The 22,879-nt window shown below is 64.0% G+C and carries 19 protein-coding genes; 18 read left to right on the forward strand and 1 reads right to left on the reverse strand.

The annotated features are described in order from the left end of the window. The first annotated feature begins 35 nt into the window (after nt 1-35). The 9 genes from M8009_RS10650 (at nt 36) to M8009_RS10690 (ending at nt 12,751) form a co-directional block, all read left to right on the forward strand. Nucleotides 36-482, forward strand: a complete 447-nt coding sequence (locus M8009_RS10650; RefSeq protein WP_250060829.1) for a hypothetical protein — start codon at nt 36-38, stop codon at nt 480-482. Nucleotides 483-491: 9 nt separating this feature from the next. Beyond that, a complete protein-coding gene (locus M8009_RS10655) occupies nt 492-2,348 on the forward strand; it encodes a vWA domain-containing protein (protein WP_250060831.1) in 1,857 nt (618 codons plus the stop codon). After that, nucleotides 2,341-3,129, forward strand: coding sequence for a class II glutamine amidotransferase (locus tag M8009_RS10660; protein WP_250060833.1), 789 nt, complete (start codon nt 2,341-2,343; stop codon nt 3,127-3,129). Before M8009_RS10655 ends, M8009_RS10660 begins: the two co-directional genes overlap by 8 nt. Nucleotides 3,130-3,256: 127 nt before the next feature. Further along, complete coding sequence (locus M8009_RS10665; protein ID WP_250060842.1) at nt 3,257-4,927, forward strand: AMP-binding protein; 1,671 nt, start codon at nt 3,257-3,259, stop codon at nt 4,925-4,927. Between the two features lie 208 nt (nt 4,928-5,135). Then, on the forward strand, nt 5,136-9,104 hold the full coding sequence (gene hrpA / locus M8009_RS10670; protein WP_250061181.1) for an ATP-dependent RNA helicase HrpA: 3,969 nt from the start codon (nt 5,136-5,138) through the stop codon (nt 9,102-9,104). Then, complete coding sequence (locus M8009_RS10675; RefSeq protein ID WP_250060844.1) at nt 9,101-10,222, forward strand: beta-ketoacyl-ACP synthase III; 1,122 nt, start codon at nt 9,101-9,103, stop codon at nt 10,220-10,222. Before hrpA ends, M8009_RS10675 begins: the two co-directional genes overlap by 4 nt. Nucleotides 10,223-10,260: 38 nt before the next feature. Further along, nucleotides 10,261-11,028 carry an MlaA family lipoprotein gene (locus tag M8009_RS10680; protein WP_250060846.1) on the forward strand — a complete coding sequence of 256 codons (768 nt, stop codon included), beginning with the start codon at nt 10,261-10,263 and terminating at the stop codon, nt 11,026-11,028. A 12-nt stretch (nt 11,029-11,040) separates the two neighbouring features. Further along, nucleotides 11,041-12,255: a PP2C family protein-serine/threonine phosphatase gene (locus tag M8009_RS10685; RefSeq protein WP_250060848.1), complete on the forward strand. Its 1,215-nt coding sequence runs from the start codon at nt 11,041-11,043 to the stop codon at nt 12,253-12,255. Further along, a complete protein-coding gene (locus M8009_RS10690; RefSeq protein ID WP_250060850.1) occupies nt 12,242-12,751 on the forward strand; it encodes an STAS domain-containing protein in 510 nt (169 codons plus the stop codon). The genes M8009_RS10685 and M8009_RS10690 overlap by 14 nt, the downstream gene beginning before the upstream one ends. A 25-nt stretch (nt 12,752-12,776) precedes the next feature. Here M8009_RS10690 and tal read toward each other — a convergent pair whose 3' ends face one another. Next, nucleotides 12,777-13,715: a transaldolase gene (tal, locus tag M8009_RS10695; RefSeq protein WP_250060852.1), complete on the reverse strand. Its 939-nt coding sequence runs from the start codon at nt 13,713-13,715 to the stop codon at nt 12,777-12,779. Between the two features lie 135 nt (nt 13,716-13,850). Here tal and M8009_RS10700 point away from each other — a divergent pair, with 135 nt between their 5' ends. From M8009_RS10700 to arsJ, 9 genes are all read left to right on the forward strand, one after another. Continuing rightward, nucleotides 13,851-15,050, forward strand: a complete 1,200-nt coding sequence (locus M8009_RS10700; protein WP_250060854.1) for a Bcr/CflA family multidrug efflux MFS transporter — start codon at nt 13,851-13,853, stop codon at nt 15,048-15,050. A 247-nt stretch (nt 15,051-15,297) separates the two neighbouring features. Continuing rightward, nucleotides 15,298-16,290 (forward strand): PstS family phosphate ABC transporter substrate-binding protein, encoded by a 993-nt coding sequence (locus tag M8009_RS10705; RefSeq protein WP_250060856.1) that lies wholly within the window; start codon nt 15,298-15,300, stop codon nt 16,288-16,290. A 97-nt stretch (nt 16,291-16,387) separates the two neighbouring features. Further along, nucleotides 16,388-17,329: a phosphate ABC transporter permease subunit PstC gene (gene pstC / locus M8009_RS10710; protein WP_250060858.1), complete on the forward strand. Its 942-nt coding sequence runs from the start codon at nt 16,388-16,390 to the stop codon at nt 17,327-17,329. 7 nt (nt 17,330-17,336) lie between these two features. Further along, nucleotides 17,337-18,269 carry a phosphate ABC transporter permease PstA gene (gene pstA, locus M8009_RS10715; RefSeq protein ID WP_250060861.1) on the forward strand — a complete coding sequence of 311 codons (933 nt, stop codon included), beginning with the start codon at nt 17,337-17,339 and terminating at the stop codon, nt 18,267-18,269. Between the two features lie 63 nt (nt 18,270-18,332). Then, nucleotides 18,333-19,199 carry a phosphate ABC transporter ATP-binding protein PstB gene (gene pstB / locus M8009_RS10720; RefSeq protein ID WP_250060871.1) on the forward strand — a complete coding sequence of 289 codons (867 nt, stop codon included), beginning with the start codon at nt 18,333-18,335 and terminating at the stop codon, nt 19,197-19,199. Nucleotides 19,200-19,239: 40 nt separating this feature from the next. After that, complete coding sequence (gene phoU, locus M8009_RS10725) at nt 19,240-19,971, forward strand: phosphate signaling complex protein PhoU (RefSeq protein ID WP_250060873.1); 732 nt, start codon at nt 19,240-19,242, stop codon at nt 19,969-19,971. Nucleotides 19,972-20,164: 193 nt separating this feature from the next. Then, on the forward strand, nt 20,165-20,590 hold the full coding sequence (locus M8009_RS10730; RefSeq protein ID WP_250060875.1) for an arsenate reductase ArsC: 426 nt from the start codon (nt 20,165-20,167) through the stop codon (nt 20,588-20,590). A gap of 29 nt (nt 20,591-20,619) precedes the next feature. Continuing rightward, entirely contained in the window at nt 20,620-21,651 is a 1,032-nt protein-coding gene (locus tag M8009_RS10735; protein ID WP_250060877.1) for an ArsJ-associated glyceraldehyde-3-phosphate dehydrogenase, read from the forward strand. Between the two features lie 4 nt (nt 21,652-21,655). Further along, entirely contained in the window at nt 21,656-22,876 is a 1,221-nt protein-coding gene (gene arsJ, locus M8009_RS10740) for an organoarsenical effux MFS transporter ArsJ (RefSeq protein ID WP_250061183.1), read from the forward strand. Nucleotides 22,877-22,879 lie beyond the last annotated feature (3 nt).

Here is a 22,879-nt window from a genome sequence, read left to right on the forward strand (position 1 = left end):
ACGTGCGTCGTGGACGCACAGGTCGCGAGGGCGTGATGCTGATTTCGGATTCGATATCCCTACTATGGCTGGTCTATGTCGTGTTGTCGCTGGTGGTGCTGCTGACCGGCTACCTGGGGCTGGCCTTTCTGCCGCGGTTGCCGCGGCTGGTGATCACCTGGCTGGTGGCCGGCGTGATGTGGACACCGGCCCATTTCCGCCTGCCGCTGCTGGAGGAGGGCGAGTTCTACTCCGGCTTCGCCCCGGCGGTGGTGGTGGCGGCCATGGCCTTCCTCGAGGGCAACGGCGCGGCCCTCATGCCGGCTGCCCTGCTGGTCGCGGTGGGGGCCGGGCTGGGTGTCGTGGTGGGGCTGCTGCTGTGGTGGCGTGGCCGCCATCGCGACACCCTCGACGACGATGACTACGTGGACATGGATGACGGAGCGTCCTCCGGCCACCGCCGAGGTGGCCGGGGCGAGCGCCAGGAGCCGATGATCGGCTAAGGAGCCCCGATGGGCGGCTACGGCATGGAAAGGCCCTTTGGCCGGCTGACCTGGCTACTGGCCATCGGCTGTGCCCTGTGGCTGTGGGCGAGCGTGGCGCCGGCCCAGGTCGGCGAAGAGGAGCGACCGGACGTCCGGGTGGTGGTCGATGTCTCCGGCAGCATGAAGGAGAACGACCCCGACCGGCTGGCGCTCAGCGCCCTGGACATGCTGGTGGCGCTGTTACCCAACGGCGCCACGGCGGGCGTCTGGACCTTCGGTGAGACGGTCGACAACCCCCTGCCGCTGGGCGAGGTGGATGAGGCCTGGCGCGACCGGGCCCTGGCCCTGCCGCCGGCCCTGCAGGATTACCAGCAGTACACCGATATCGAGGTGGCCCTGCGCGAGGCGGCAAGCGCCGAGGCCAACGGCTGGCGGCATCTGGTGCTGCTCACCGATGGCATGATCGACCTGTCACCGGCCCGGGGTGCCAAGCCCGAGGTCGACGATGCCTCGCGTCGTCGGCTGGTGGACGAACTCGCCGCCGAACTGGCCGACCAGGGCGTGACCATCCATGCCATCGCCTTCTCCGACCAGGCCGACCTGGCCCTGGTGGAGCGGTTGGCCCAGTCCACCGGCGGGCTGGCGGCACTCGCGGAGAATCCCGAGAGGCTGCTCGGCGCCTTCCTCGACATCGTCGAGCGTATCTTCCCCGCCGACCAGGTACCGCTGGAGGAGGGGCGCTTCGTCATCGACGACGGTGTGGAAACCTTCTCGGCGCTAGTCTTCCACGAGCCCGATGATGCCCCCCTGACCCTGGTCGCGCCGGACGGCACGCGCTATGGGGCCGACGAGGCACCGGACGGCATCCGTTGGCGGGTGGAGCCCCGCTTCGACCTGATCCGGGTGCCCGACCCCCAGGTTGGCGAGTGGCGTCTGGAAGGGCCGGTAGGCGAGGGCAGTCGCATCAACGTCGCCTCGTCCCTCCACCTGCGCACCGCCGATCTGCCGACCACCCTCTATCTGGGCTTCGAGGTGCCGCTGGAGGCCTGGGTGGAGCGCGACGGTGACCCCCTCGGTGAGGCGGGCGAGGAACCCACCCTCTCGGTCTCGCTGCAGGACACCGAGGGCGAGGTACAGTCCCGGGTCACCTTGCAGGCCGAGGCGGGGCGCTTCCGTGGCCGCCTGCCGGCGCCGGCCCTGACCGGCAACATGCGCCTGGTGTTTCGGGCCGAGGGGGAGGGGTTCCACCGCCAGCGCGTGCAGGCGGTGAACGTGCTGCCGGCCATCGGCGCGGTGCATCGGCCCGAGGAGGGCCGGGTGGTGCTGGCCGCCGAGCACCCCCGACTGAATCGCGACAACACCGAGATCCAGGGCGAGCTGCAGGGAGAACGTCTCGAGGCCCGGGCAGTCGGGTCCTCGCGCTGGCACCTCGAGCTGCCCGAGCTCGACGAGGAGCTGAGTCAGCCGCTGTTGCTGACCGCCACCCTCGAGCTGGATGGCGAGACCCGCGAGCTGGCCCTGCCGCGCCTGATACTCAATCCCGAGGGCCGGGTCGGTATCGACCTGGCGGACGTGGCCGGGCCGACCCTCGGCACCGAGCGCGTCGAGGACGGAGAGCGCAGCGACGCCTCACTGCCGCCCCCCGAGACCTCGGCCGAACGCGCCGCCGACCGCTTCGTCGCCTGGGCCAATCGCCTGCCCGATAAGGCGCGTGACCTCTGGCAAGCGGGAGTGCCGGGCCTGCAGCGGCTATGGGAGGCGCATCGCCGCGACCCGCGCCTGTGGGGCGCCGTGGCGCTGATGGTGCTTGTGTGGCTGGTGGCCAGCCTGATCCGGCGTCGCCGTGCGCGGCGCCCCGTGCGCCGGGAGGAACCCCATGTGTGAGCTCTTGGGCATGAGTGCCAACGTGCCCACCGACATCTGCTTCAGCTTCACCGGCTTCCTGCACCGTGGCGGGGGGACCGGGCCTCACCGCGATGGTTGGGGCATCGCCTTCTACGAGGAGGGCGGCTACCGCGACTTCCGTGATCCCCACCCCTCGGTGCACTCCCCCATCGCCCGGCTGATCTGCGACTACCCGATCAAGTCGAACATCGTCATCAGCCATATCCGACAGGCCAATGTCGGCCAGGTGCGCCTGGCCAACACCCATCCCTTCGTCCGCGAGATGTGGGGCCGCCCCTGGTGCTACGCCCACAATGGCCAGCTCGCCGACTGGCAGGCCTTGGTGCACTCCTTCTATCGCCCGGTGGGGAGTACCGACAGCGAGCATGCCTTCTGTTGGCTGCTCGGCGAGCTGCGCGGCGCCTTTCCCGATCTGCCGCAGGATGACGCCCAGCGTCACGCCTTCTGGAGGACGCTCCACGGGCTCTGTGAACGGCTGCGCGGCCTGGGGGTCTTCAACCTGCTGCTGGCCGACGGCGACTACCTCTACACCTACTGTTCCACCAAGCTGGCCCACATCACTCGGCGGGCGCCTTTCGGCCGGGCCAGCCTCTCGGATGCCGAGCTGACGGTCAACTTCGCCGAGCACACCACGCCCGACGACGTGGTCTCGGTAATTGCCACCGAACCGCTCACCGACAACGAGCAGTGGGTGCGCATGGCGCCCGGCGAACTGCTGGTCTGGCAGGGCGGCGTGATCCAGGCGCGGTTTCAAGCCTAGGGGTCATGCACAGTATTCAAACATAAGTTTCAATCGTGTGTTTTACAGTCGCGAAGCCGCTGGTATAAGGTAGGCGCACAGAACAACAAGTCCGCTGATGACATCAGCCGCAGCGTGGAGACAGCCCATGAGCGAGAACGCCAAGCCCGCCATCCTGACCGGTCAGCCCCTGGAGGGGCTTGACGCCTACGCCTCGGTGTTGGATGTCTTCCACTCCTCCGTGGCGCGCTTTGCCGACAAGCCGGCGTTCAGCTGCATGGGGCGGGTGCTGACCTATGCCGAGCTCGACCGTCTCTCCGGCGACTTCGCCGCCTGGCTGCAGCAGGAGACCACGCTGCAGCCGGGGGACCGCATCGCCATCCAGCTGCCCAACGTGCTGCAGTTCCCGGTGGCGGTCTTCGGTGCCCTGCGCGCGGGGCTGGTGGTGGTCAACACCAACCCGCTCTATACCGAGCGAGAGATGGCCCACCAGTTCAAGGACTCCGGCGTCAGGGCCATCGTCATCCTGGCCAACATGGCCGACAAGCTCGAGCGGATCCTCGAGCGTACCGATATCCAGCATGTGGTGGTGACCGAGCTTGGCGACCTGCACGGCTTCCCGAAGCGCCAGCTGATCAATGCCGTGGTCAAGCACGTCAAGAAGATGGTGCCGGCCTACTCGCTGCCCGGTGCCACGCCGCTGCGACAGGCCCTGAAGGCAGGCGCCGGGCGTCGTCACCAGGAGGTGACGCGCGGCCCCGACGATATCGCCGCGCTGCAGTACACCGGCGGCACCACGGGGCTGGCCAAGGGCGCCATGCTGACCCACCGTAACCTGGTGGCCAACATGCTCCAGGCCCGCCAGGCCATCGGCCCGGCGCTGACCGACGGCGCCGAGACCATTATCGCGCCGCTGCCCGTCTACCATATCTACACCTTCACGGTGAACTGCCTGTTCATGATGGAGACCGGCAACCACTCGGTGCTGATCACCAATCCCCGTGACCTGGATACCTTCGTCAAGACCCTCAAGGGGCTCTCCTTTACCGGCTTCATCGGGCTCAACACCCTCTTCAATGCCCTGTGCAACCGCGAGGACTTCCGTCGCCTCGACTTCTCCCGCCTGCACCTGACGATTTCCGGCGGCATGGCCCTGACCCGCGCCGCGGCGCAGCGCTGGGAGGAGGTCACCGGCTGCCCGGTGGCCGAGGGCTATGGCCTGACCGAGACCTCGCCCATCGTCAGCTTCAACCCCGTGGACGCCATCCAGCTGGGTACCATCGGCAAACCGGTGGCGGGGACCGAGGTGAAGGTGGTGGATGCCGATGGCCAGGATGCCCCCCTCGATGCCGCCGGGGAACTCTGCGTCAGGGGCCCTCAGGTGATGAAGGGCTACTGGAGCCGGGACGAGGAGACCGCACGGGTCATCGATGACCAAGGGTGGTTTCATACCGGCGACATCGCCGTGCTCCAGTCGGACGGCTATATCCGCATCGTCGACCGCAAGAAGGACATGATCCTGGTCTCCGGCTTCAACGTGTATCCCAATGAGATCGAGGACGTGGTGGCGGCCCACCCGGGGGTGATCGAGTCCGCGGCCGTGGGCGTGCCCGATGAGACCAGCGGCGAGGCGATCAAGCTGTTCGTCGTCGCCCGGGACGAGGCCCTCGATGCCGAGACCCTGCGCGCCTGGTGCAAGAAGGACCTCTCAGGCTACAAGGTACCGAGGTACGTGGAGTTTCGCGACGAGCTGCCCAAGACGAATGTGGGCAAGGTCCTGCGTCGCCAGCTGCGCGATGAGGAGCGCGAGAAGCCATAGCTTTCTTTGCGCGACCTGATAGCCACGCTTTGATGGTGTCGATTAGGCGTCGCCGTGACCTCGGCGTTACAATGCTCGGCCCGCTCCGGAAGTCCCGGACGGGCCGTTTTTTGATGACCGTGACCCGGAGACGACTGTCGAGACCGTGACCACCGAGACCCGCCAGGCCCCTGCCACGAATGCCCAGGATACCGCCGAGTTCGACGCCTTGGCCCGCGAGCTCAAGGATGCCCTGCGCCGCGATGTCCCGATCCTGGACAAGCGCCTGCGCGGCCTGCGCCGTCGCCTCAGGGAGGGCAAGCCCGTGGATCGCGGCCTCGCCGAGGTACGACACGCCCTCGAGCGGTCACGGCAGCAGGTGGAGCGTCGCCGGGCGAGGCCGGTAGCTCTCGAGTACCCGCCATCGCTGCCGGTGGCGGAACGCCGGGAGGACATCCTCGCGGCCCTGCGTGAACACCAGGTGGTGGTGGTGGCCGGCGAGACCGGCTCGGGCAAGACCACCCAGCTGCCCAAGCTCTGCCTCGAGCTGGGCCTGGGACAGCGCGGGTTGATCGGCCACACCCAGCCGCGGCGCCTGGCGGCGCGCTCGGTGGCCAGCCGCCTCGCCGAGGAGCTCCGGGTGCCGCTCGGCGAGCAGGTGGGCTACCAGGTGCGCTTCACCGACCAGAGCAGCGACGATACCCTGGTCAAGCTGATGACCGACGGCATCCTGCTCGCCGAGACCCGCCACGACCCGGATCTCTTGCGCTACGAGGCCATCATCATCGACGAGGCCCACGAGCGCAGCCTCAACATCGATTTCCTGCTCGGCTACCTCAAGCGCCTTACCGCGCGGCGTCCCGATCTCAAGGTGATCATCACCTCGGCGACCATCGACGTGACCCGTTTCGCCGAGCACTTCGGGCGTACCGACGAGCAGGGGCATGTCCGGCCGGCGCCGGTGGTGGAGGTCTCCGGGCGCACCTATCCGGTGGAGGTGCGCTACCGGCCGCTGGTGCGCGATGACGACGACGAGGAGGACCGCACCCTGCAGGAGGGGATCCTCCATGCCGTGGAGGAGATCGAGCAGGTCGAGCGCGACAAGCGCTGGTTCCATGGCCCTCGCGACATCCTGGTGTTCCTGCCCGGCGAACGCGAGATCCGCGAGACCGCCGACACCCTGCGCCGCGCCGACCTCAAGGGCACCGAGATCCTGCCGCTCTACGCGCGGCTCTCCAATGCCGAGCAGAACCGGGTCTTCGCCCCCCATGCGGGGCGGCGCATCGTGCTCTCCACCAACGTGGCGGAGACCTCGCTCACCGTGCCGGGCATCCGCTACGTCATCGACCCGGGCCTGGTTCGCCTCAGCCGCTACAGCTACAAGGCCAAGATCCAGCGCCTGCCGGTCGAACCGGTCAGTCAGGCCAGTGCCAACCAGCGCAAGGGGCGCTGCGGGCGCGTCGCCGAGGGGGTCTGCATCCGCCTCTACGACGAGGAGGACTTCCTCGCCCGGCCCGCGTTCACCGACCCCGAGATCCGCCGGACCAACCTGGCCTCGGTGATCCTCTCGATGCTCTCGCTGAAGCTGGGTGACATCGAGGCCTTCCCCTTCGTCGATCCGCCGGACTCGCGCTTCGTCACCGACGGCTTCCGGCTGCTCTTCGAACTGGGCGCGGTGGACGCCAGCAACCGCCTGACCCCGCTGGGGCGCAAGCTCTCGCGGCTGCCCATCGACCCGCGCCTGGCGCGCATGGTGCTGGCCGGCGCCGAGCAGGGCGGGCTGCGCGAGGTGCTGATCGTGGTCGCCGGCCTGGCGGTGCAGGACCCCCGCGACCGGCCGGCCGACAAGCGCCAGGCCGCCGACCAGGCCCACCGCCGCTGGCAGGACCCGGACTCCGACTTCGTGGCCCTGCTCAATCTCTGGAACGGCTTCGAGGCCGCCCGGGAGGAGCTCTCCGGCAACCGGCTGCGGCGCTGGTGCAAGGAGCACTACCTCAACTACCTGCGCCTGCGCGAGTGGCACGACACCTTCCGCCAGCTTCGCCAGCTGCTGCGCGACATGGAGATCGAGGTGCCGCCGCCGGCCCCGCGGCCCGCTGCCGATGCCCCGGACAGGGACGACAAGGCGCGCCAGGAGGCCCGCCGGGAGAGCAGCGTGTCGCTGCACAAGGCCCTGCTCACCGGGCTGCTCTCGCACCTGGGGCTCGCCACCGAGAATCGCGACTACCTGGGGGCGCGCAACCGCAAGTTCCTGATCCATCCGGGCTCGGGGCTGGCCAAGAAGTCCCCCAAGTGGCTGATGGCCTTCGAGCTGGTCGAGACCAGCAAGCTCTTCGCCCGTACCGTGGCCCGGATCGAGCCCCAGTGGATCGAGCCGCTGGCCGGCCACCTGGTGAAGCGCTCCTATGCCGAGCCACACTGGGAGATGAAGCGTGCCCAGGTGGTCGCCACCGAACAGGTCACGCTCTTCGGCCTGCCGATCGTCGCCGGACGCAAGGTCCACTATGGCCCCATCGCCCCGCAGGAGTCCCGGGAGCTCTTCATCCGCCGGGCGCTGGTGGAGGGCGAGTTCCGTACCAAGGGCGCGTTCTTCGCCCACAACCGCGCGCTGGTGGAGGAGGTCGAGGACCTCGAGGACCGCGCCCGCAAGCGCGATATCCTGGTCGACGAGGAGGCCCTGTTCGCCTTCTACGACGAGCGCATCCCCGAGGAGGTCGTCAACGGCAAGGGCTTCGAGGCCTGGCGCCGCAAGGCCGAACGAGAGGACCCCGATATCCTCAAGTTCGACCGCGCGGCCCTGCTAGCCCGGGAGGCCGGGGAGGTCACCGAGGCCGACTATCCCGACGAGCTGGTGCTCGGGGGCGTGCGCTATCCACTCAGCTACCACTTCGAGCCTGGGGCCGCGGATGACGGCGTGACGCTGACCGTGCCGGCGGCCATGCTGCCTCAACTGCCCCTGGCGCGGCTCGAGTGGCTGGTGCCGGGCCTGCTGCGCGAGAAGTGCATTGCGCTGATGAAGTCGCTGCCCAAGGCGGTGCGCCGCCAGGTGGTGCCGATTCCCGACTGGGTCGATGCCGCCCTCGAGACCATGACGCCGGACGACGTGCCGCTCACCGAAGCGCTGGGCGAGTTCCTGCGCCGTCGCACCGGGGTCCGGCTGCATCCCGATGACTGGCGCCTCGACCAGTTGGACCCCCACCTGTCGATGAACCTGCGGGTGGTCGACCACCAGGGGCGGACCCTGGGCCAGGGCCGCGACGCTCGCGAATTGGAGCGTCGCTTCGAGGCGGCCGCGGGAGAGGGCGCCCGGGCCCTGGCCGAGCAGGCCAGCAGCGAGGGCGACCTCGAGGCCCTGCCCGAGACGCCGCTGCCCGAGTCCCGGGTCACCACCCAGGCCGGCATTCGGGTGGAGGCCTACCCGGCCCTGGTGCCCCTCAAGGACGCCTTCCGGGTCGAGCTCTTCGACCATCCCGACAAGGCCCGCGAGGCCCATCGCCGCGGCGTGGTCAGGGCGGCCATGGAACGCCTGCCCGACCAGGTACGCGCCATCGAGCGCCTCAAGGGGCTCGAGACCTGTGCGCTGCTGTTCGCCAAGGTCGGCAGCAAGCGAGCGCTTATCGAGGACGTGGTGGCCGGGGTGTTCCGCCAGGTGGTGGCCACCGATCCGCTGCCGCGCTCGCGAGACGAGCTGGAACAGCGCCTCGAGGCGACGCGTGACGCGCTGCTGCCCCGGGCGGAGAGCCTGGTGGCCACCCTGGAGCAGGCGCTCAAGGGTCACCTGGCCGTGACCAAGGCGCTCAAGGGGCAGCTGAACCTGGCCCTGGCGCTGGTCTACAGTGACCTCAAGGCCCAGATGCAGCGGCTGGTGCATCCCGGTTTCGTCAGCGAGGCCGGGGAGTGGCTCGAGGAGTACCCTCGCTACATGGAGGCGGCGCTGATCCGCCTGGAGAAGGCACCGCGGGAACGCATGCGCGACCAGATGCATATGCAGGAGATCCAGGACTTCGAGGCCCGCCTGGCCGCGCGTCGCGACAGCGAACGGCGCGGCGGGGTGGAGGCCCCGGCACTCGTAGAATTCGGCTGGTGGCTCGAGGAGTTGCGGGTCTCGCTGTTTGCCCAGCAGCTGGGCACGAAGTTCCCGGTCTCCACCAAACGCCTCGAGAAGCGCTGGACAGAACTCACAGGGAGAGCGACATGAGCCAAGTGGTGATCACCGGGACGGGGCTCTTCACCCCAGAGCACGCCATCGACAATGCGGCCCTGGTGGCCTCGTTCAATGCCTGGGTAGACGCCGAGAACGCGCGCCATGCCGCTGCCATCGCCGCCGGCGAACGTGAGCCGCTGCCGCACTCCAGCACCGAGTTCATCGTCAAGGCCTCGGGCATCCACAGCCGCTACGTGCTCGACGCCGAGGGCATCCTCGACCCCGAGCGCATGCGCCCGCGGCTGCCGGAACGCGCCAACGACGCGCCCTCCATCCAGTGCGAGATGGGCCTGGCCGCGGCACGCGAGGCCCTCGGCGCGGCGGGGGTCGAGGCCGGCGATATCGAGCTGGTCATCGTCGCCTGCTCCAACCTGGAGCGGCCCTACCCGGCCGTCGCGGTGGAGCTCCAGGACGCCCTCGGTGCGGGCGGCTATGCCTTCGACATGAACGTCGCCTGCAGCTCGGCGACCTTCGCCATCGAGACCGCCGCCAACGCCATCCGCGCCGGGAGCGTCAAGCGTGCGCTGGTGGTCGACCCGGAGATCTGCTCGGCGCACCTCAACTTCCGGGACCGTGACAGCCATTTCATCTTCGGCGATGCCTGTACTGCCATCGTGCTCGAGAGCGAGGAGGTGGCTTGGGCCGAGGAGCGCTTCGAGATCCTCGGCACGCGCCTGGTAACGCGCTTCTCCAATGCCATCCGCAACAACGCCGGCTTCCTCAACCGGGTCACCGACAGCGACCCGCAGGCCGTCGACAAGCTCTTCGTCCAGGAGGGCCGGCGGGTCTTCAAGGAGGTCTGCCCCCTGGTGGCGGCGCTGATCACCGACCATCTGGCGAGTCTCGAACTCACCGGCGGCGACCTGTCACGGCTCTGGCTGCACCAGGCCAACCGCCATATGAACGACCTCATCGCCCGGCGCGTGCTGGGTCATGACCCGAGTCCCGATCAGGCGCCGATCATCCTCGATCGCTACGCCAACACCAGCTCGGCGGGCTCGATCATCGCCTTCCACCTGCACCGGGGTGACCTGCCGGGTGGCGCGCTCGGGGTGGTCTGTTCCTTCGGCGCGGGATACAGTGCCGGCAGCGTGGTGGTACGTCGCCAATGAGTGTCATGACAGGGAACCGCTGGGAGGCGAGCAAGCCGATGAGACAGGGGCTGACGAGATGGGTCGGGCGGGGTGGACTGGTGGTGTCACTGCTGGCAACTGCGGGCTGTGCCACCAGCGGCGAAATGCGGGAGCGCCATCCCGACGACCCCTGGGAGGGCTTCAACCGCAAGGTCTTTGCCTTCAATGACGTGGTCGACCGCTACGCGCTCAAGCCGGTGGCCCGGGGCTACCGTTTCATCACCCCGGATCCGGTGGAGAACGGTGTGGGCAACTTCTTCTCCAACCTGGGAGAGCCGCGCACCGCGCTCAACAGCCTGCTGCAGGGCAATGGCACCAACGCCAGCGTGGCCACCGGTCGCTTCCTGATCAACAGCACCGTCGGCATCGGTGGCCTGTTCGACGTTGCCTCGCGAATGGAGGTCACCGGCCGCGAGGAGGACTTCGGCCAGACGCTGGCTGTCTGGGGCGTGGGCGAGGGGGCCTACCTGGTACTGCCGCTGCTCGGCCCGAGCACGGTGCGTGATACTGCCGGCCTGCCGGCGGACATGGTCACCTATCCGACCACCTACGTGGAGGATGACGAGGTGCGCATGGGCCTTACTGCCCTGAGGGTGATCGACGCCCGGGCCGGGCTGCTCGACCAGGAGGAGCTGATCCGCGGTGACCGCTATAGTTTCATCCGCGATACCTGGCTGCAGCAGCGCCGCTTCGAGGTCAGCGATGGCGAGCAGGGCGAGGATCCCTTCGCCAGCGAGGAGTTCGACTTCGATGATGCGGACTTCGATGACGCCTTCGCCGATTGAGGCCATGACAGCATGCCACCAGCCAAGCAACTGATCGGGGTGATCGACGTGCCGGGGCCGGAGCGCGATGCCCTGGCCGAGACCATCGCCCGTGATGGCCTGGCGGTGTATGCCGCCGACAGCATCGAGGGCCTTCCCCCCGAAACTGCCCTCATCGTGGCCCATGCTAGGGCGGTGCCCAGCGGCGAGTGGATACGGCTCGCCGAACAGCTGCCGACCCTGGTGGTCAGCGACGAGCGTCAGGATGCCGACCTGCTGCGCGCGGTCGATGCCGGCCTGGTGGACTACATCATCGACCCGCTGCGCCATGGTTCCTTGCTGCGGCGCATGATCGGCAAGGCCATCGAGGTGCATCGCCTGGCGGCCGAGCGTGAACATGACCGCGCTCGCCTGGCCCAGCTCAACGAGGATCTCGAGGAGCTCAACGAGAGTCTCGAGACCCACCTGGCGATGCTGCGACTCGACCAGCAGGCCGGCGGGCAGATCCAGCGCAAGCTGCTGCCGCCGCGGCCGCAGACCCTGAATGACGTCACCTTCGACTACTGGCTGGCGCCCTCGCTCTACCTGTCCGGGGACTTCCTCGATTTCCAGGCCTTCAGCGAGCGCTACAGCCTGTTCTACTTTGCCGATGTCTCGGGACACGGGGCCTCCTCGGCCTTCGTCACCGTACTGCTGAAGTATCTTTCCAATCACTGGCAGCACGAGTGGGATGGCGAGCATCCCGAGGCGCTGGCGCCGCGCTGGCTGGCGGCAATCAACCGCGAATTGCTGGATGCCGGCATCGGCAAGCATGCGACCCTGTTTGTCGGGGTCATTGACCATCAACGTCGTTATCTCCACTATTCGCTGGGCGCTCAGCTGCCCATGCCCCTGCTGGTGACCGATGGCAAGATCACGCCGCTGCCCGGCGAGGGCATGCCGGTCGGCCTCTTCCCCGGGGTCGACTACCCGAGGCTGGGCTGCGAGCTGCCGGAGAACTTCCGGCTGTGGCTGTGTTCGGATGGGATACTGGAGTGTCTGCCGGGCGACACGCTAGATCTGCGGCTCAGGGAACTCGAGCGGCGGGTCCTGGCCAGCGAGACGCTGGAGGACCTACGTGGCAGCCTTGCACTGGGGGCACTGGCGGACGATGATGAAAGCGTCGCAGAGAGCGGCCCAGGGCACGAGGAACTGCCAGACGACCTGACGATCATGATGGTGAGCGGATTTGGCAATGATAAACCATGAGGGCCGTCTCAAGGCGGCGTTCGATTCCGGGGTCTTCGTCCTCAAGCTCTGCGGGGACGTGCGTCTGACGCTCTGCGCCACCCTGGACCGTCAGGCCCGGCAACTGGCCGAGACACCGGGCCTCGAGACGCTGATCATCGACCTGCGCGACACCACCAACGTGGATTCCACCGCCCTGGGCTTTCTCGCCAAGGTGGCGATGGCGGTGCAGGGTCGCGTCACCGAGCGACCGACCATCATCGCCGACAATCCCGATGTTCGGCGGATGCTCGACGTCATGGGGTTTTCGCGCATCTTCACCCTGGTGGAGACGCCGATCACCGAGACCCGCGAGCTTTGCGACCTCCCCGAGATTCCCACCGACGTCGAGGAAACCCGCCAGCGGGTTCTTGAGGCGCACCGTATCCTGATGCGCCTGAACGAACACAACCGCGAGGAGTTCCAGCCTCTCGTCGAGATGCTCGAGGCCCAGGAGGCCGCCTCGCACGGCCACTGACCGGGGCCTCGCGAGTCCCGGCCGGTCAGCTCTTCCTCAGTTCGCCCAGCAGTGCCTCCAGCTTGCGCTGGTCGGCCATGAACTTGCGGATACCCTCCGCCAGCTTCTCGGTGGCCATGGCATCCTCGTTCATCTCCCAGCGGAACTCGGCCTCGTCCTGGGGCTCGGGGGCAGCCGTCTCGGCATCCAGCGCCGTCAGACGACGCGCCAGCCTGCCGTGGGTGTCGGACAGCTCCTCCAGCAGCTTGGGCGAGATGGTCAGGCGATCGCAGCCGGCCAGGGCGATGATCTCGCCGGCGTTGCGAAAGCTCGCGCCCATCACGATGGTGTCATAGCCATGCCCCTTGAAGTGCTCGTAGATGCGCTTGACGGACTTCACGCCCGGGTCGTTGTCACCGCTGAAGTCGGCATCGGGCTCATTCGCCTTGTGCCAGTCGAGAATCCGACCGACGAACGGCGAGACCAGGGTGACCCCGGCATCCGCACAGGCCCGCGCCTGGGCGAAGCTGAACAGCAGGGTGAGGTTGGTGTGGATGCCTTCGCGCTCGAGGATCCGGGCGGCACGGATGCCCTCCCAGGTGGCGGCTACCTTGATCAGGATGCGCTCGGGACCGACGCCGTGACGCGCGTAACGCTCGATCAGCGAGCGGGCTCGCGCCAGGGTGGCATCGGTATCGAAGGAGAGGCGGGCGCTGACCTCGGTGGAGACATAGCCCGGTATCAGGGCGCTGACTTCGCTGCCGATCTCCACCGCCACCGCGTCCAGGGCATCGTCGATGTCGGTGGCATGGCGGGCGATCTCGGCCAGCCGCGCGCGGCGCGCCTCCTGCTGAGCCGCCTGGAGGATCAGGGACGGGTTGGTGGTGGCATCGGTGGGCTCGAAGCGGCGAATCGCCTCGAGATCACCGGTGTCGGCGACCACGGTAGTCATGGTCTTGAGTTGTGAGAGCAGGTCATCTGCCATGGCGGGATCCCTCCGGTTGTCATCGGGTCACTCTATCAAGGCAGGGTGGCCGAATATAGACGGCCGAGGCAGGGAGCGGTGTTTCGGGTATCATTAGCCCTCTATCTGTTTGACCGGTCCTGCCATGGAGGCGCCTTGACCCTGAGTTCCCGACGCGTGGCGCTGCTGGTGGCCGCCAACACGGCCCTGGCGCCCTTCGCCATCGATGCCTACCTGCCGGCCATGTCGGCCATTGCCGGGCATATCGGCGCCAGTATCCATCACACGGAGCTGTCGCTCTCCACCTTCCTGGCCGGCTTCGCGCTGGGCCAGCTGGTGTTCGGCCCGGTGTCCGATCGGGTGGGGCGCAAGCCGGTGTTGCTGGGGGGGCTGGTGGTCTTCCTGCTGGCCAGCCTGGTGATCACCACGGTGGACTCCCTGGGTGAACTGCTGGGCTGGCGCTTCGTCCAGGCGCTGGGCGGTGGCGCCACGGTGGTCAATTCGGCGGCTATCGTGCGCGACTGTTTCAAGGGCCGGGAAGCCGCCAAGGTGATGTCGACCATGGCCATCATCATGCTCATGGCGCCACTGGTGGCACCGGTGGTGGGCAGCGGGCTGCTCTATCTCGCCGACTGGTGGCTGATCTTCGTGTTTCTTGCCGGCTACGCCGGTTTCCTGATGTGGCTGCTGGCTACCCGGCTGCCCGAGACACGGCCGCCCGGTCGGTCCGCGGCAACGCCGGCCAGGGTGCTGGCCAACTACGCCAGCGTGCTTCGTGATCGTCGGGCCATGGGCTTCGTTGCCGCCGCCTCGCTGTCGTTTGCCGGGCTGTTTGCCTTCGTCACCGCCTCGCCGTTTCTCTATCTCGAGCACTTCGACCTGACGCCGTCGCTCTATCCCCTGGTGTTCGGCGTCAACGTGGTGGCCATGGTGGCCGCCAACCGCCTCAACATCCGCCTGCTGAGATGGCGCACGCCCCTGCAGAACCTGCGCCTGGGCCTGGGTATCCAGCTGGGCGCCGCCACCGGACTGGCCTTCATGGTGGCCAGCGGCCTGGAGTCGCTTTACACCATGGTGCCGCTGATCATGCTGTTCGCCGGCACCATCGGCCTGATCGCCCCCAACGCCATCACCTCGCTGCTAGACCGCTTTCATCACATGAGCGCCACCGCGGCGGCCCTGCAGGGCAGCCTGCAGTTCTCCTGCGGCGCCCTGGCCGGGGTACTGGTAGGGGCCTTCGAGATCGATAGCGCCTGGCCGATGGTGGGCACCATGCTGGGCGCCTCCCTCGCGGCCAACCTCGGCATTCGCGTGCTGGCGGGTCGCGCCATGCGGTCGTGTCAGGACGCTGCGTAGTCGCGTAATAAATTTCATGGCTTGTCACAAAGGTGTCATTGCCACCGGGGCAAGATGTGAAGCGCGGAGGCCGCTCACTGTGGTCAGCCAGAAATTTGAAAACATGACCATGCTGAGACGGAATTGTCATGAAGCTGTCATCTAGCTGAGGCAAGGTGTGAGACACGACTGTTGCATGCCGTGCCTTAGCGGGAGGCTGCTCCAAGACCCGCAAACCTAAATGCGCTTCACGCAATTGGAGAGAAGCATGAAAAAACATCTTATGTTCGGTGCCGTTCTTGCTGGCTCGCTGGTGGCTCAGAACGCTGCCGCCGTTGATACTGTCCAGGTCGATGGCTCTAGCACCGTCTTCCCGATTTCCGAGGCGATGGCTGAAGAATTTGGCAATGCCAATCGTGGCGAGATCCGCGTGACCGTTGGTCTTTCCGGCACCGGCGGTGGTTTCAAGAAGTTCTGCCGCGGTGAAACCGATATTACCGGTGCTTCCCGCCCGATCCGCCCGGGAGAGCTCGAGGAGTGCAAGAAAAACGGTGTTGAGTTTCTCGAATTGCCGGTCGCCATGGATGCCCTGAGCGTCGTGGTTAACCCCCAAAACGACTGGGTCGACCACCTGACCGTGGAAGAGCTTAAAAAAGTCTGGGAGCCGGAAGCTCAGGGCGAGATCACCAACTGGAGTCAGGTGCGCGATGGCTTCCCGGACCGGCCGCTGAACCTGTTTGGTGCCGGCACCGATTCCGGTACCTATGACTACTTCACCGCCGCCATCGTGGGGGAAGAACACTCCAGTCGTGGTGACTTTACCGCTAGCGAAGATGACAATGTTCTGGTGATGGGTGTGGCCAATGACCAGAACGCGCTGGGCTTCTTCGGTCTCGCCTACTACCTGGAAAACACCGATAAGCTTAAAGCGGTTCCCATTTCCTGGAAAGGCAGCGAGCCGGTAGAACCGAGCAAGCAAACGGCGGGTGACGGGGAATACCAGCCGCTGACCCGTCCGCTTTACTTCTACGCTAACAAGGCTTCCATAGAGGAAAAGGACTACGTTGAAAAGTTCACTGAGTTCCTGTTTCAAGAAGAAAATGCTGAGCTGGTGAGCGAAGTCGGCTATGTGCCTTTGGGCGCGAAAGTCCGTGAAGCGGCGCTGCGTGTCTTGGCTGACCGTGAAGTTGGCACGGCATATGAAGGTTCTGAGGTAGGCGTTGATGTGGTCGAGACACTGAACCGCAAAAAGCACTACTAAGAACTAGCTTTTGGAAAGTCCAGAGCGGAAGCGTCATTGTTTCCGCTCTGGTCATGATAGTTAAGGTTGTTTTTTAACCAATTGGGCGTAAAGACCAATGGCCAACTCCAATCCTGCACGCCCTGAGTCCTCCGGGCTTCAGGTCTCACCGCATTTCCTGCGCAAGCGTGAAATGGTAAATCAGTCTGCTCGCTATGTGCTTATGGCTGCAGCGGCTGTTTCCGTACTTGTCACCATCGGCATCGTGTATGTGCTGCTAAGCGAAGCCCTGGTGTTCTTTGAAGAAGTCTCTGTGTGGGAGTTTGTTTCAGGGACCAGCTGGACGCCGATGTTCTCCGTTCCGACTTTCGGGATCTGGCCGCTGCTGTCGGGCACAATCGTAGTGTCGGGTATCGCCCTGGCGGTGTCCATACCCTTCGGTCTGGTACTCTCGGTCTACCTGAGCGAATATGCACCCGATAATGTGCGGGAAACCGTCAAGCCGATACTGGAGCTTCTTGAGGGTGTCCCGACCGTGGTCTATGGTTATTTTGCTCTACTGCTTGTCACCCCGATGTTGCAGTTGTTTTTACCTGGTTTACCGGGTTTCAACATGTTAGCACCGGGTCTTGTGATGGGGATTATGATATTGCCCTACACCACCTCCCTCAGCGAAGACGCCATGCGGGCGGTACCCAATAGCATGCGTGAAGGTGCATATGCTTTGGGTTATAGCCGTTTTCATACGGCTACCAGAGTGGTTATTCCTGCGGCCATGTCAGGTATTACTGCTGCCTTCATTTTGGCAATGTCTCGGGCAGTAGGAGAGACGATGGTAGTCGCCATCGCCGCAGGCCAGATGCCAAACTTTACTTTTAACCCCATGGAGGGAGCGGCCACCATCACTACCTTTATTGTGCAGGTCAGCTTGGGCGATGTCAGCCATGGCTCCATTGCCTATCTGTCCATCTTTGCGGCCGGTATGGTTCTGTTCCTGCTAACGCTGGTATTCAACCTGATCGGTTTCTTCCTGCGCAAACGCTACCGCCAGGCTTACTGAGGTGACCATGAATACACTCTCTGAGAACGTCCTAAGCGGCATTGACTACGCCTCAATATCTCGAAAGAATCGTTCGCGGGATATCATTTTCGCGTCGCTGGGTATATTCGTCCTGTTTATCGCCATTACCACGTTAGTCGCTTTGTTTTTGGATCTGGCTATGAGGGGGGCGCCACGATTGGCCGACCCTGATTTTTATACGTCGTTTCCGTCGCGAAGGCCCTTGGATGCCGGGATTCTCTCTGCCTGGGTGGGCACGATTATGGTCATGGTGGTTACCGCGGTAGTAGCGGTTCCGCTAGGTGTTGCCGCAGGGTTATACTTAGAGGAATATGCGAAAAAAAATTGGTTTACCGATGTTATTGAGATCAACGTGTCCAACCTGGCAGGCGTTCCCTCCATTGTCTATGGTCTCCTCGCGCTTGGTCTATTCGTGCAGACTTTCGGGATGGGTGAAACAGTTCTGGTTGCGGGCCTGGTTCTGGCACTGCTGATCTTGCCGATCATTATCGTGTCGACGCGGGAGGCGATTCGCTCGATTCCCAGTGAATTGCGGGAAGCGGCCTATGGCCTGGGCGCCAACCAATGGCAGACCATGTCGATGTACATCATTCCCGCAGCCAAGCCTGGTATCATTACTGGTGCTATTGTCGGTCTTTCCCGGGCCATTGGCGAAACCGCCCCTATCATTACTATCGGCGCCCTGTCATTCATTGCATTCCTACCACAATCACCGATTACCGGGGATTTTCCCTTCATCAGCTTTGAATGGCTGAACAGCGGGTTTACGGTAATGCCGATTCAGATGTTTGGCTGGGTCTCCAGGCCACAAGCTGACTTTCAGATTACAGCCGCAGCGGCGGGTGTTGTATTGATTATCATGACCTTGGCGATGAATGCGCTAGCTATTTACATACGATATCGGGCTCGTAAGTCCTGATTGAATGGTTGTTTTAGTATTCGGCAAAGCCGGCTATTTGAAAGTGTTTAAAAGAGGCAGCCCATGAGTGCGAATGAGATGGCAGAAAACCGGATCGGTCAGCCTGCTAAAATGAGAGCACAGTCGGAAAGGCCGAGTGAAACTCGCGAACACTGGTATCTTGAGCCAGAAGGTACATTGCGTGCCCGTGTCTCCAATCTTAAATTTTGGTATGGGGATGGTACTCAAGCTATCGATGATGTAAGCATGCCTCTGGTCGACAAGCAAGTAACGGCGTTGATTGGCCCTTCAGGGTGTGGTAAGAGCACCTTTCTGCGCTGTTTTAATCGTATGCACGACCTGTACCAAGGAGTAAAATACTCAGGCTCTATCAAGCTGTTGCCGGAAGATGAAAACCTGATTGATCTGGATCCGAATATTGTCCGGATGCGGGTTGGCATGGTGTTTCAGAAACCGAACCCATTTCCCAAGTCGATCTATGAAAACGTGATTGCCGGACTTAAAATTCGCGGCATTAGCAAGCGAGGTGTGCTCGATGAAATTGTCGAGACATCGTTGCGACAGGCAGCCTTGTGGGATGAAGTCAAGGATCGACTTGATCAGCCCGCACTGAGCATGTCCGGTGGCCAACAACAGCGGCTTTGTATTGCGCGGGCATTAGCGGTTCAGCCTGAGATACTTCTTCTGGATGAGCCGACCTCTGCACTGGATCCGATTGCTACGGCAAAAATTGAAGATCTGATCAATCAGCTTAGCGGTAAGGTCACGGTGCTGATTGTGACGCATAATATGCAGCAGGCAGCTCGTATTTCGAATTATACGTCTTATATGTATCTGGGTAAATTGATTGAATATAATGAAACTGATTCTTTGTTTACTAGGCCTATGTGCCAGCGCACGGAAGATTACATAACGGGTCGCTTTGGTTGAGCGGAGTTTATCTTTTAGCAATATTATTTGGTGATCTATTATGTCTACAAGTCGCGAAGATCATTTGCATCACATTTCACAGCAGTTTAATTCAGATCTAAGCAAGCTTCGCACTAATTTTTTGACAATGGGGGGCATGGTCGAAAATCAGATTGTAAAGGCAATGGAGGCGCTCGAAAATCACGATTATGAGTTGGCCGAAGAAACTCGTCTCAAAGACAAGGAAGTTGATCAGCTTGAAATTCTGATTGATGAGGAGGCCAGTCGGATATTCGCCAAAAGGCAACCAGCCGCAAGCGATTTGCGGTTGGTGATTTCGGTTTTAAAGATGGTATCGGATCTCGAGCGCATTGGTGATGAAGCTAAAAAAATTGCTAAATTTGTTTTTTCTGATTTTGATGAAAGCGGTAATCTCGTTTCGACGCCCAGAGGTTATGTCGAAGCCCGCTATATTGCGAAGCATGTTACCTCGATGGTTCGAGATGCTCTTGACTCATTTTCTCGGTTCGATACCCAGATGGCATTGCGGGTGATGAAAGAAGACAAGCGCGTTGATGAAGAATACAAAGTTGCCGCACGCTCATTGGCTACCGTCATGATGGAAGATCCACGCAATATTACCAGTTGTCTCTCCATCATGTGGGTTCTCCGGGCCTTGGAAAGGATCGGTGATCACGCTTGTAATGTTGCCGAGCATGTTATCTACATGGTGGAAGGGCAAGATGTGCGTCACACGCCGATGGAAAAGGCGGAGAAAGTTGTGCGTCGCTGACTCTAACCATTATTTCCAACCCTTCTACCGAGAAGGCCGAGTGATTACATCACTGCATGCCATGGCCGAGTTACATGTTCAAGTCCATTACCGACGGGGAAGCCAAGGCTTCCCCGTCTCTTGTTTGGATTGTCACAAGGTTGACACCTCTGCACTTTATATATGATATTTCGTATATTAAGGAGACGATGCCATGGCCAAGCAGCGCGTGCTTTTCCTCTGTAATGCCAATTCCGCCCGCTCACTGATGGGTGAAGCACTGCTTCGCCATATGGCATGGGAGCGTTATGACGCCTTCAGCGCCGGCAGCGAGCCAGATGCCCCCCATGCCATGACACTGGCGGCGCTGGAGAAGCACGGCATCGCCACCGAGGGGTTGGCCAGCAAGTCGCTGGACGACTTCGCTGGAGAACATTTCAACGCCGTCATCGTGCTTTGTGACAAGGCCCAGCAGGCGTGTCGCGACTGGCAAGGCAGCAGTGACGAGCATCTCTACTGGGATATTCGCGACCCACGCCTGATCGAGCGCCGGAATGCCTATGAGCAGGCACTGGCCGAGATTCGCCAGCGCCTCTCGCTGTGGCTGCAGATCAAGGCGCGGGACGATATCCAGCGCTAATCACGTAACGACGCAACACGAGGATCCCCATGACAGTACGTATCGGTATCAACGGCTTCGGTCGCATTGGGCGGCTGGCCCTGCGCAGCCTCTGGCCCCGGGTCGAGGCCGGCGAGGTCGAGATCGCGCGCATCAACGACCCCGGCGGCGACACCGCCACCTTCGCTCATCTGACCGAGTTCGATTCCGTCCACGGCCACTGGTCGCCGGGAAATGGCATCGCCGCTGAGGACGAGGTGCTCACCATCGACGACCGTCGTATCACCTTCAGCGCCAATCGCGGTTTTGACGAGAGCGACTGGTCGGCGTGCGACGTGCTGATCGAGGCCTCGGGAGTGGTCAAGAAGAGCGAGCAGCTCGCGCCCTACTTCGATCAGGGCGTGGCGCGGGTGGTGGTCACGGCACCGCTCAAGGATGCCGACGTGCTCAATGTGGTGGTCGGCGTCAACGACGACAAGTACGACCCCGACGTCCATCGCATCGTCACCGCGGCGAGTTGCACCACCAACTGCCTGGCGCCGGTGATCAAGGTGATCCACGAGACCTACGGAATCCGCCACGGCTCGATGACCACGGTGCACGATATCACCAACACCCAAGTCATCCTCGACGCCCCTCACAAGGATCTCAGGCGCGCGCGGGCCTGCGGCATGAGCCTGATTCCCACCACCACCGGCTCGGCCAAGGCGATCACCGAGATCTTCCCCGAGCTCACCGGCAAGCTCAACGGCCACGCCGTGCGGGTGCCGCTGGCCAACGCCTCGCTGACCGACATGGTCTTCGAGCTGGAACGCGAGGTGACGGTGGAGGAGGTCAATGCGGCGCTCCAGGCCGCCGCCGAGGGCGAGCTCGCCGGCATCCTGGGGTACGAGGAGCGCCCGCTGGTCTCCATCGACTACCGCACCGACCCGCGCAGCTCGATCATCGATGCCCTCTCGACCATGGTGATCAACGGTACTCAGCTCAAGCTCTACGCCTGGTATGACAACGAGTGGGGCTACGCCAATCGCACCGCCGAGCTGGCCCTGCAGGTGGGAGGCGAGCAGGTGAGTCGTGGCTGAGGCGATGTCGCTGGCGGAGAGGATCAAGCAGCTTCCCTTCGAGGTGCGCCAGTACCTGCTGATCACCGGCAACTACTGGGCCTTCACCCTCACCGACGGCGCCCTGCGCATGCTGGTGGTGCTGCACTTCCACCAGTTGGGCTACTCGCCACTGGAAGTGGCCATGCTGTTCCTCTTCTACGAGGCCTTCGGCGTGGTGACCAACCTGGTAGGGGGCTGGCTGGGGGCCCGGCTGGGGCTCAACCGCACCATGAACGTTGGCCTCGGCCTGCAGATCGTGGCGTTGGCGATGCTGATGGTGCCGTCGGCGGCACTCACCGTGCCCTGGGTGATGGCGGCCCAGGCGCTCTCGGGCATCGCCAAGGACCTCAACAAGATGAGCGCCAAGAGCGCGGTCAAGGTGCTGGTGCCCAGGGACAGCCCCACGGCTCAGAGCTCGCTCTACCGCTGGGTGGCGATCCTGACCGGTTCCAAGAACGCCTTGAAGGGGGCGGGGTTCTTTCTCGGCGGGGTGCTGTTGACGCTGATCGGCTTTCAGGGCGCGGTTGGCCTCATGGCGTTGATGCTCATCGGGGTGCTGTCGCTGTCGCTGGTTCGCCTCAAGGCCGACCTGGGGCGCCAGAAGCGCAAGCCGAAGTTCACCGAGGTGTTCTCCAAGTCGCGTGCCATCAATGTGCTCTCGGCGGCGCGGCTGTGCCTGTTCGCCTCGCGCGATGTCTGGTTCGTGGTGGCCCTGCCGGTGTTCCTCTACGACCAGCATGGCTGGAGCCACTGGACGGTGGGCGGCCTGCTGGCCGTGTGGGTGATCGGCTACGGCGGCGTGCAGACCCAGGCGCCGCGCCTCACCGGCCTGGTCAAGGGCGGCGCGCGGGGCATTACCGCCTTCTGGGCCCTGGCGCTTGCCGGCCTGCCGGCACTGCTGGCCTTGCTGCCCCTGGCCGAGGTGGGCTGGCTGGTGGCGGGCCTGTTGGCCTTCGGCGTGCTGTTCGCCATCAACTCCAGCTGGCACAGCTACCTGATCGTCCACTACGCCCGCGCCGACGGGGTCTCCATGGACGTGGGCTTCTACTACATGGCCAACGCCATGGGGCGCCTGCTGGGCACCCTGCTCTCCGGCTGGGTCTACCAGGTGTATGGACTGGCCGCCTGCCTGTGGATCTCGGCGGCGCTGGTGGCAGCGAGCGCCTTGATGGCCCTGGCGCTGCCGCGGGAGGCCACGGGGTAATGA

The organism is Halomonas gemina (assembly GCF_023554995.1).
GTDB lineage: Bacteria > Pseudomonadota > Gammaproteobacteria > Pseudomonadales > Halomonadaceae > Halomonas > Halomonas gemina.

What these genes read in the sequence shown, in the direction of transcription:
- arsJ (WP_250061183.1), top strand. Translation starts at nt 21,656, where the DNA reads ATGTCGCTGGCGGAGAGGATCAAGCAGCTTCCCTTCGAGGTGCGCCAG.
- M8009_RS10705 (WP_250060856.1), top strand. Translation starts at nt 15,298, where the DNA reads ATGAAAAAACATCTTATGTTCGGTGCCGTTCTTGCTGGCTCGCTGGTG.
- pstC (WP_250060858.1), top strand. Translation starts at nt 16,388, where the DNA reads ATGGCCAACTCCAATCCTGCACGCCCTGAGTCCTCCGGGCTTCAGGTC.
- M8009_RS10685 (WP_250060848.1), top strand. Translation starts at nt 11,041, where the DNA reads ATGCCACCAGCCAAGCAACTGATCGGGGTGATCGACGTGCCGGGGCCG.
- M8009_RS10675 (WP_250060844.1), top strand. Translation starts at nt 9,101, where the DNA reads ATGAGCCAAGTGGTGATCACCGGGACGGGGCTCTTCACCCCAGAGCAC.
- phoU (WP_250060873.1), top strand. Translation starts at nt 19,240, where the DNA reads ATGTCTACAAGTCGCGAAGATCATTTGCATCACATTTCACAGCAGTTT.
- M8009_RS10655 (WP_250060831.1), top strand. Translation starts at nt 492, where the DNA reads ATGGGCGGCTACGGCATGGAAAGGCCCTTTGGCCGGCTGACCTGGCTA.
- tal (WP_250060852.1), bottom strand. Translation starts at nt 13,715, where the DNA reads ATGGCAGATGACCTGCTCTCACAACTCAAGACCATGACTACCGTGGTC.
- M8009_RS10665 (WP_250060842.1), top strand. Translation starts at nt 3,257, where the DNA reads ATGAGCGAGAACGCCAAGCCCGCCATCCTGACCGGTCAGCCCCTGGAG.
- M8009_RS10690 (WP_250060850.1), top strand. Translation starts at nt 12,242, where the DNA reads ATGATAAACCATGAGGGCCGTCTCAAGGCGGCGTTCGATTCCGGGGTC.
- pstB (WP_250060871.1), top strand. Translation starts at nt 18,333, where the DNA reads ATGAGTGCGAATGAGATGGCAGAAAACCGGATCGGTCAGCCTGCTAAA.
- M8009_RS10735 (WP_250060877.1), top strand. Translation starts at nt 20,620, where the DNA reads ATGACAGTACGTATCGGTATCAACGGCTTCGGTCGCATTGGGCGGCTG.
- pstA (WP_250060861.1), top strand. Translation starts at nt 17,337, where the DNA reads ATGAATACACTCTCTGAGAACGTCCTAAGCGGCATTGACTACGCCTCA.
- M8009_RS10730 (WP_250060875.1), top strand. Translation starts at nt 20,165, where the DNA reads ATGGCCAAGCAGCGCGTGCTTTTCCTCTGTAATGCCAATTCCGCCCGC.
- M8009_RS10650 (WP_250060829.1), top strand. Translation starts at nt 36, where the DNA reads ATGCTGATTTCGGATTCGATATCCCTACTATGGCTGGTCTATGTCGTG.
- M8009_RS10660 (WP_250060833.1), top strand. Translation starts at nt 2,341, where the DNA reads ATGTGTGAGCTCTTGGGCATGAGTGCCAACGTGCCCACCGACATCTGC.
- M8009_RS10680 (WP_250060846.1), top strand. Translation starts at nt 10,261, where the DNA reads ATGAGACAGGGGCTGACGAGATGGGTCGGGCGGGGTGGACTGGTGGTG.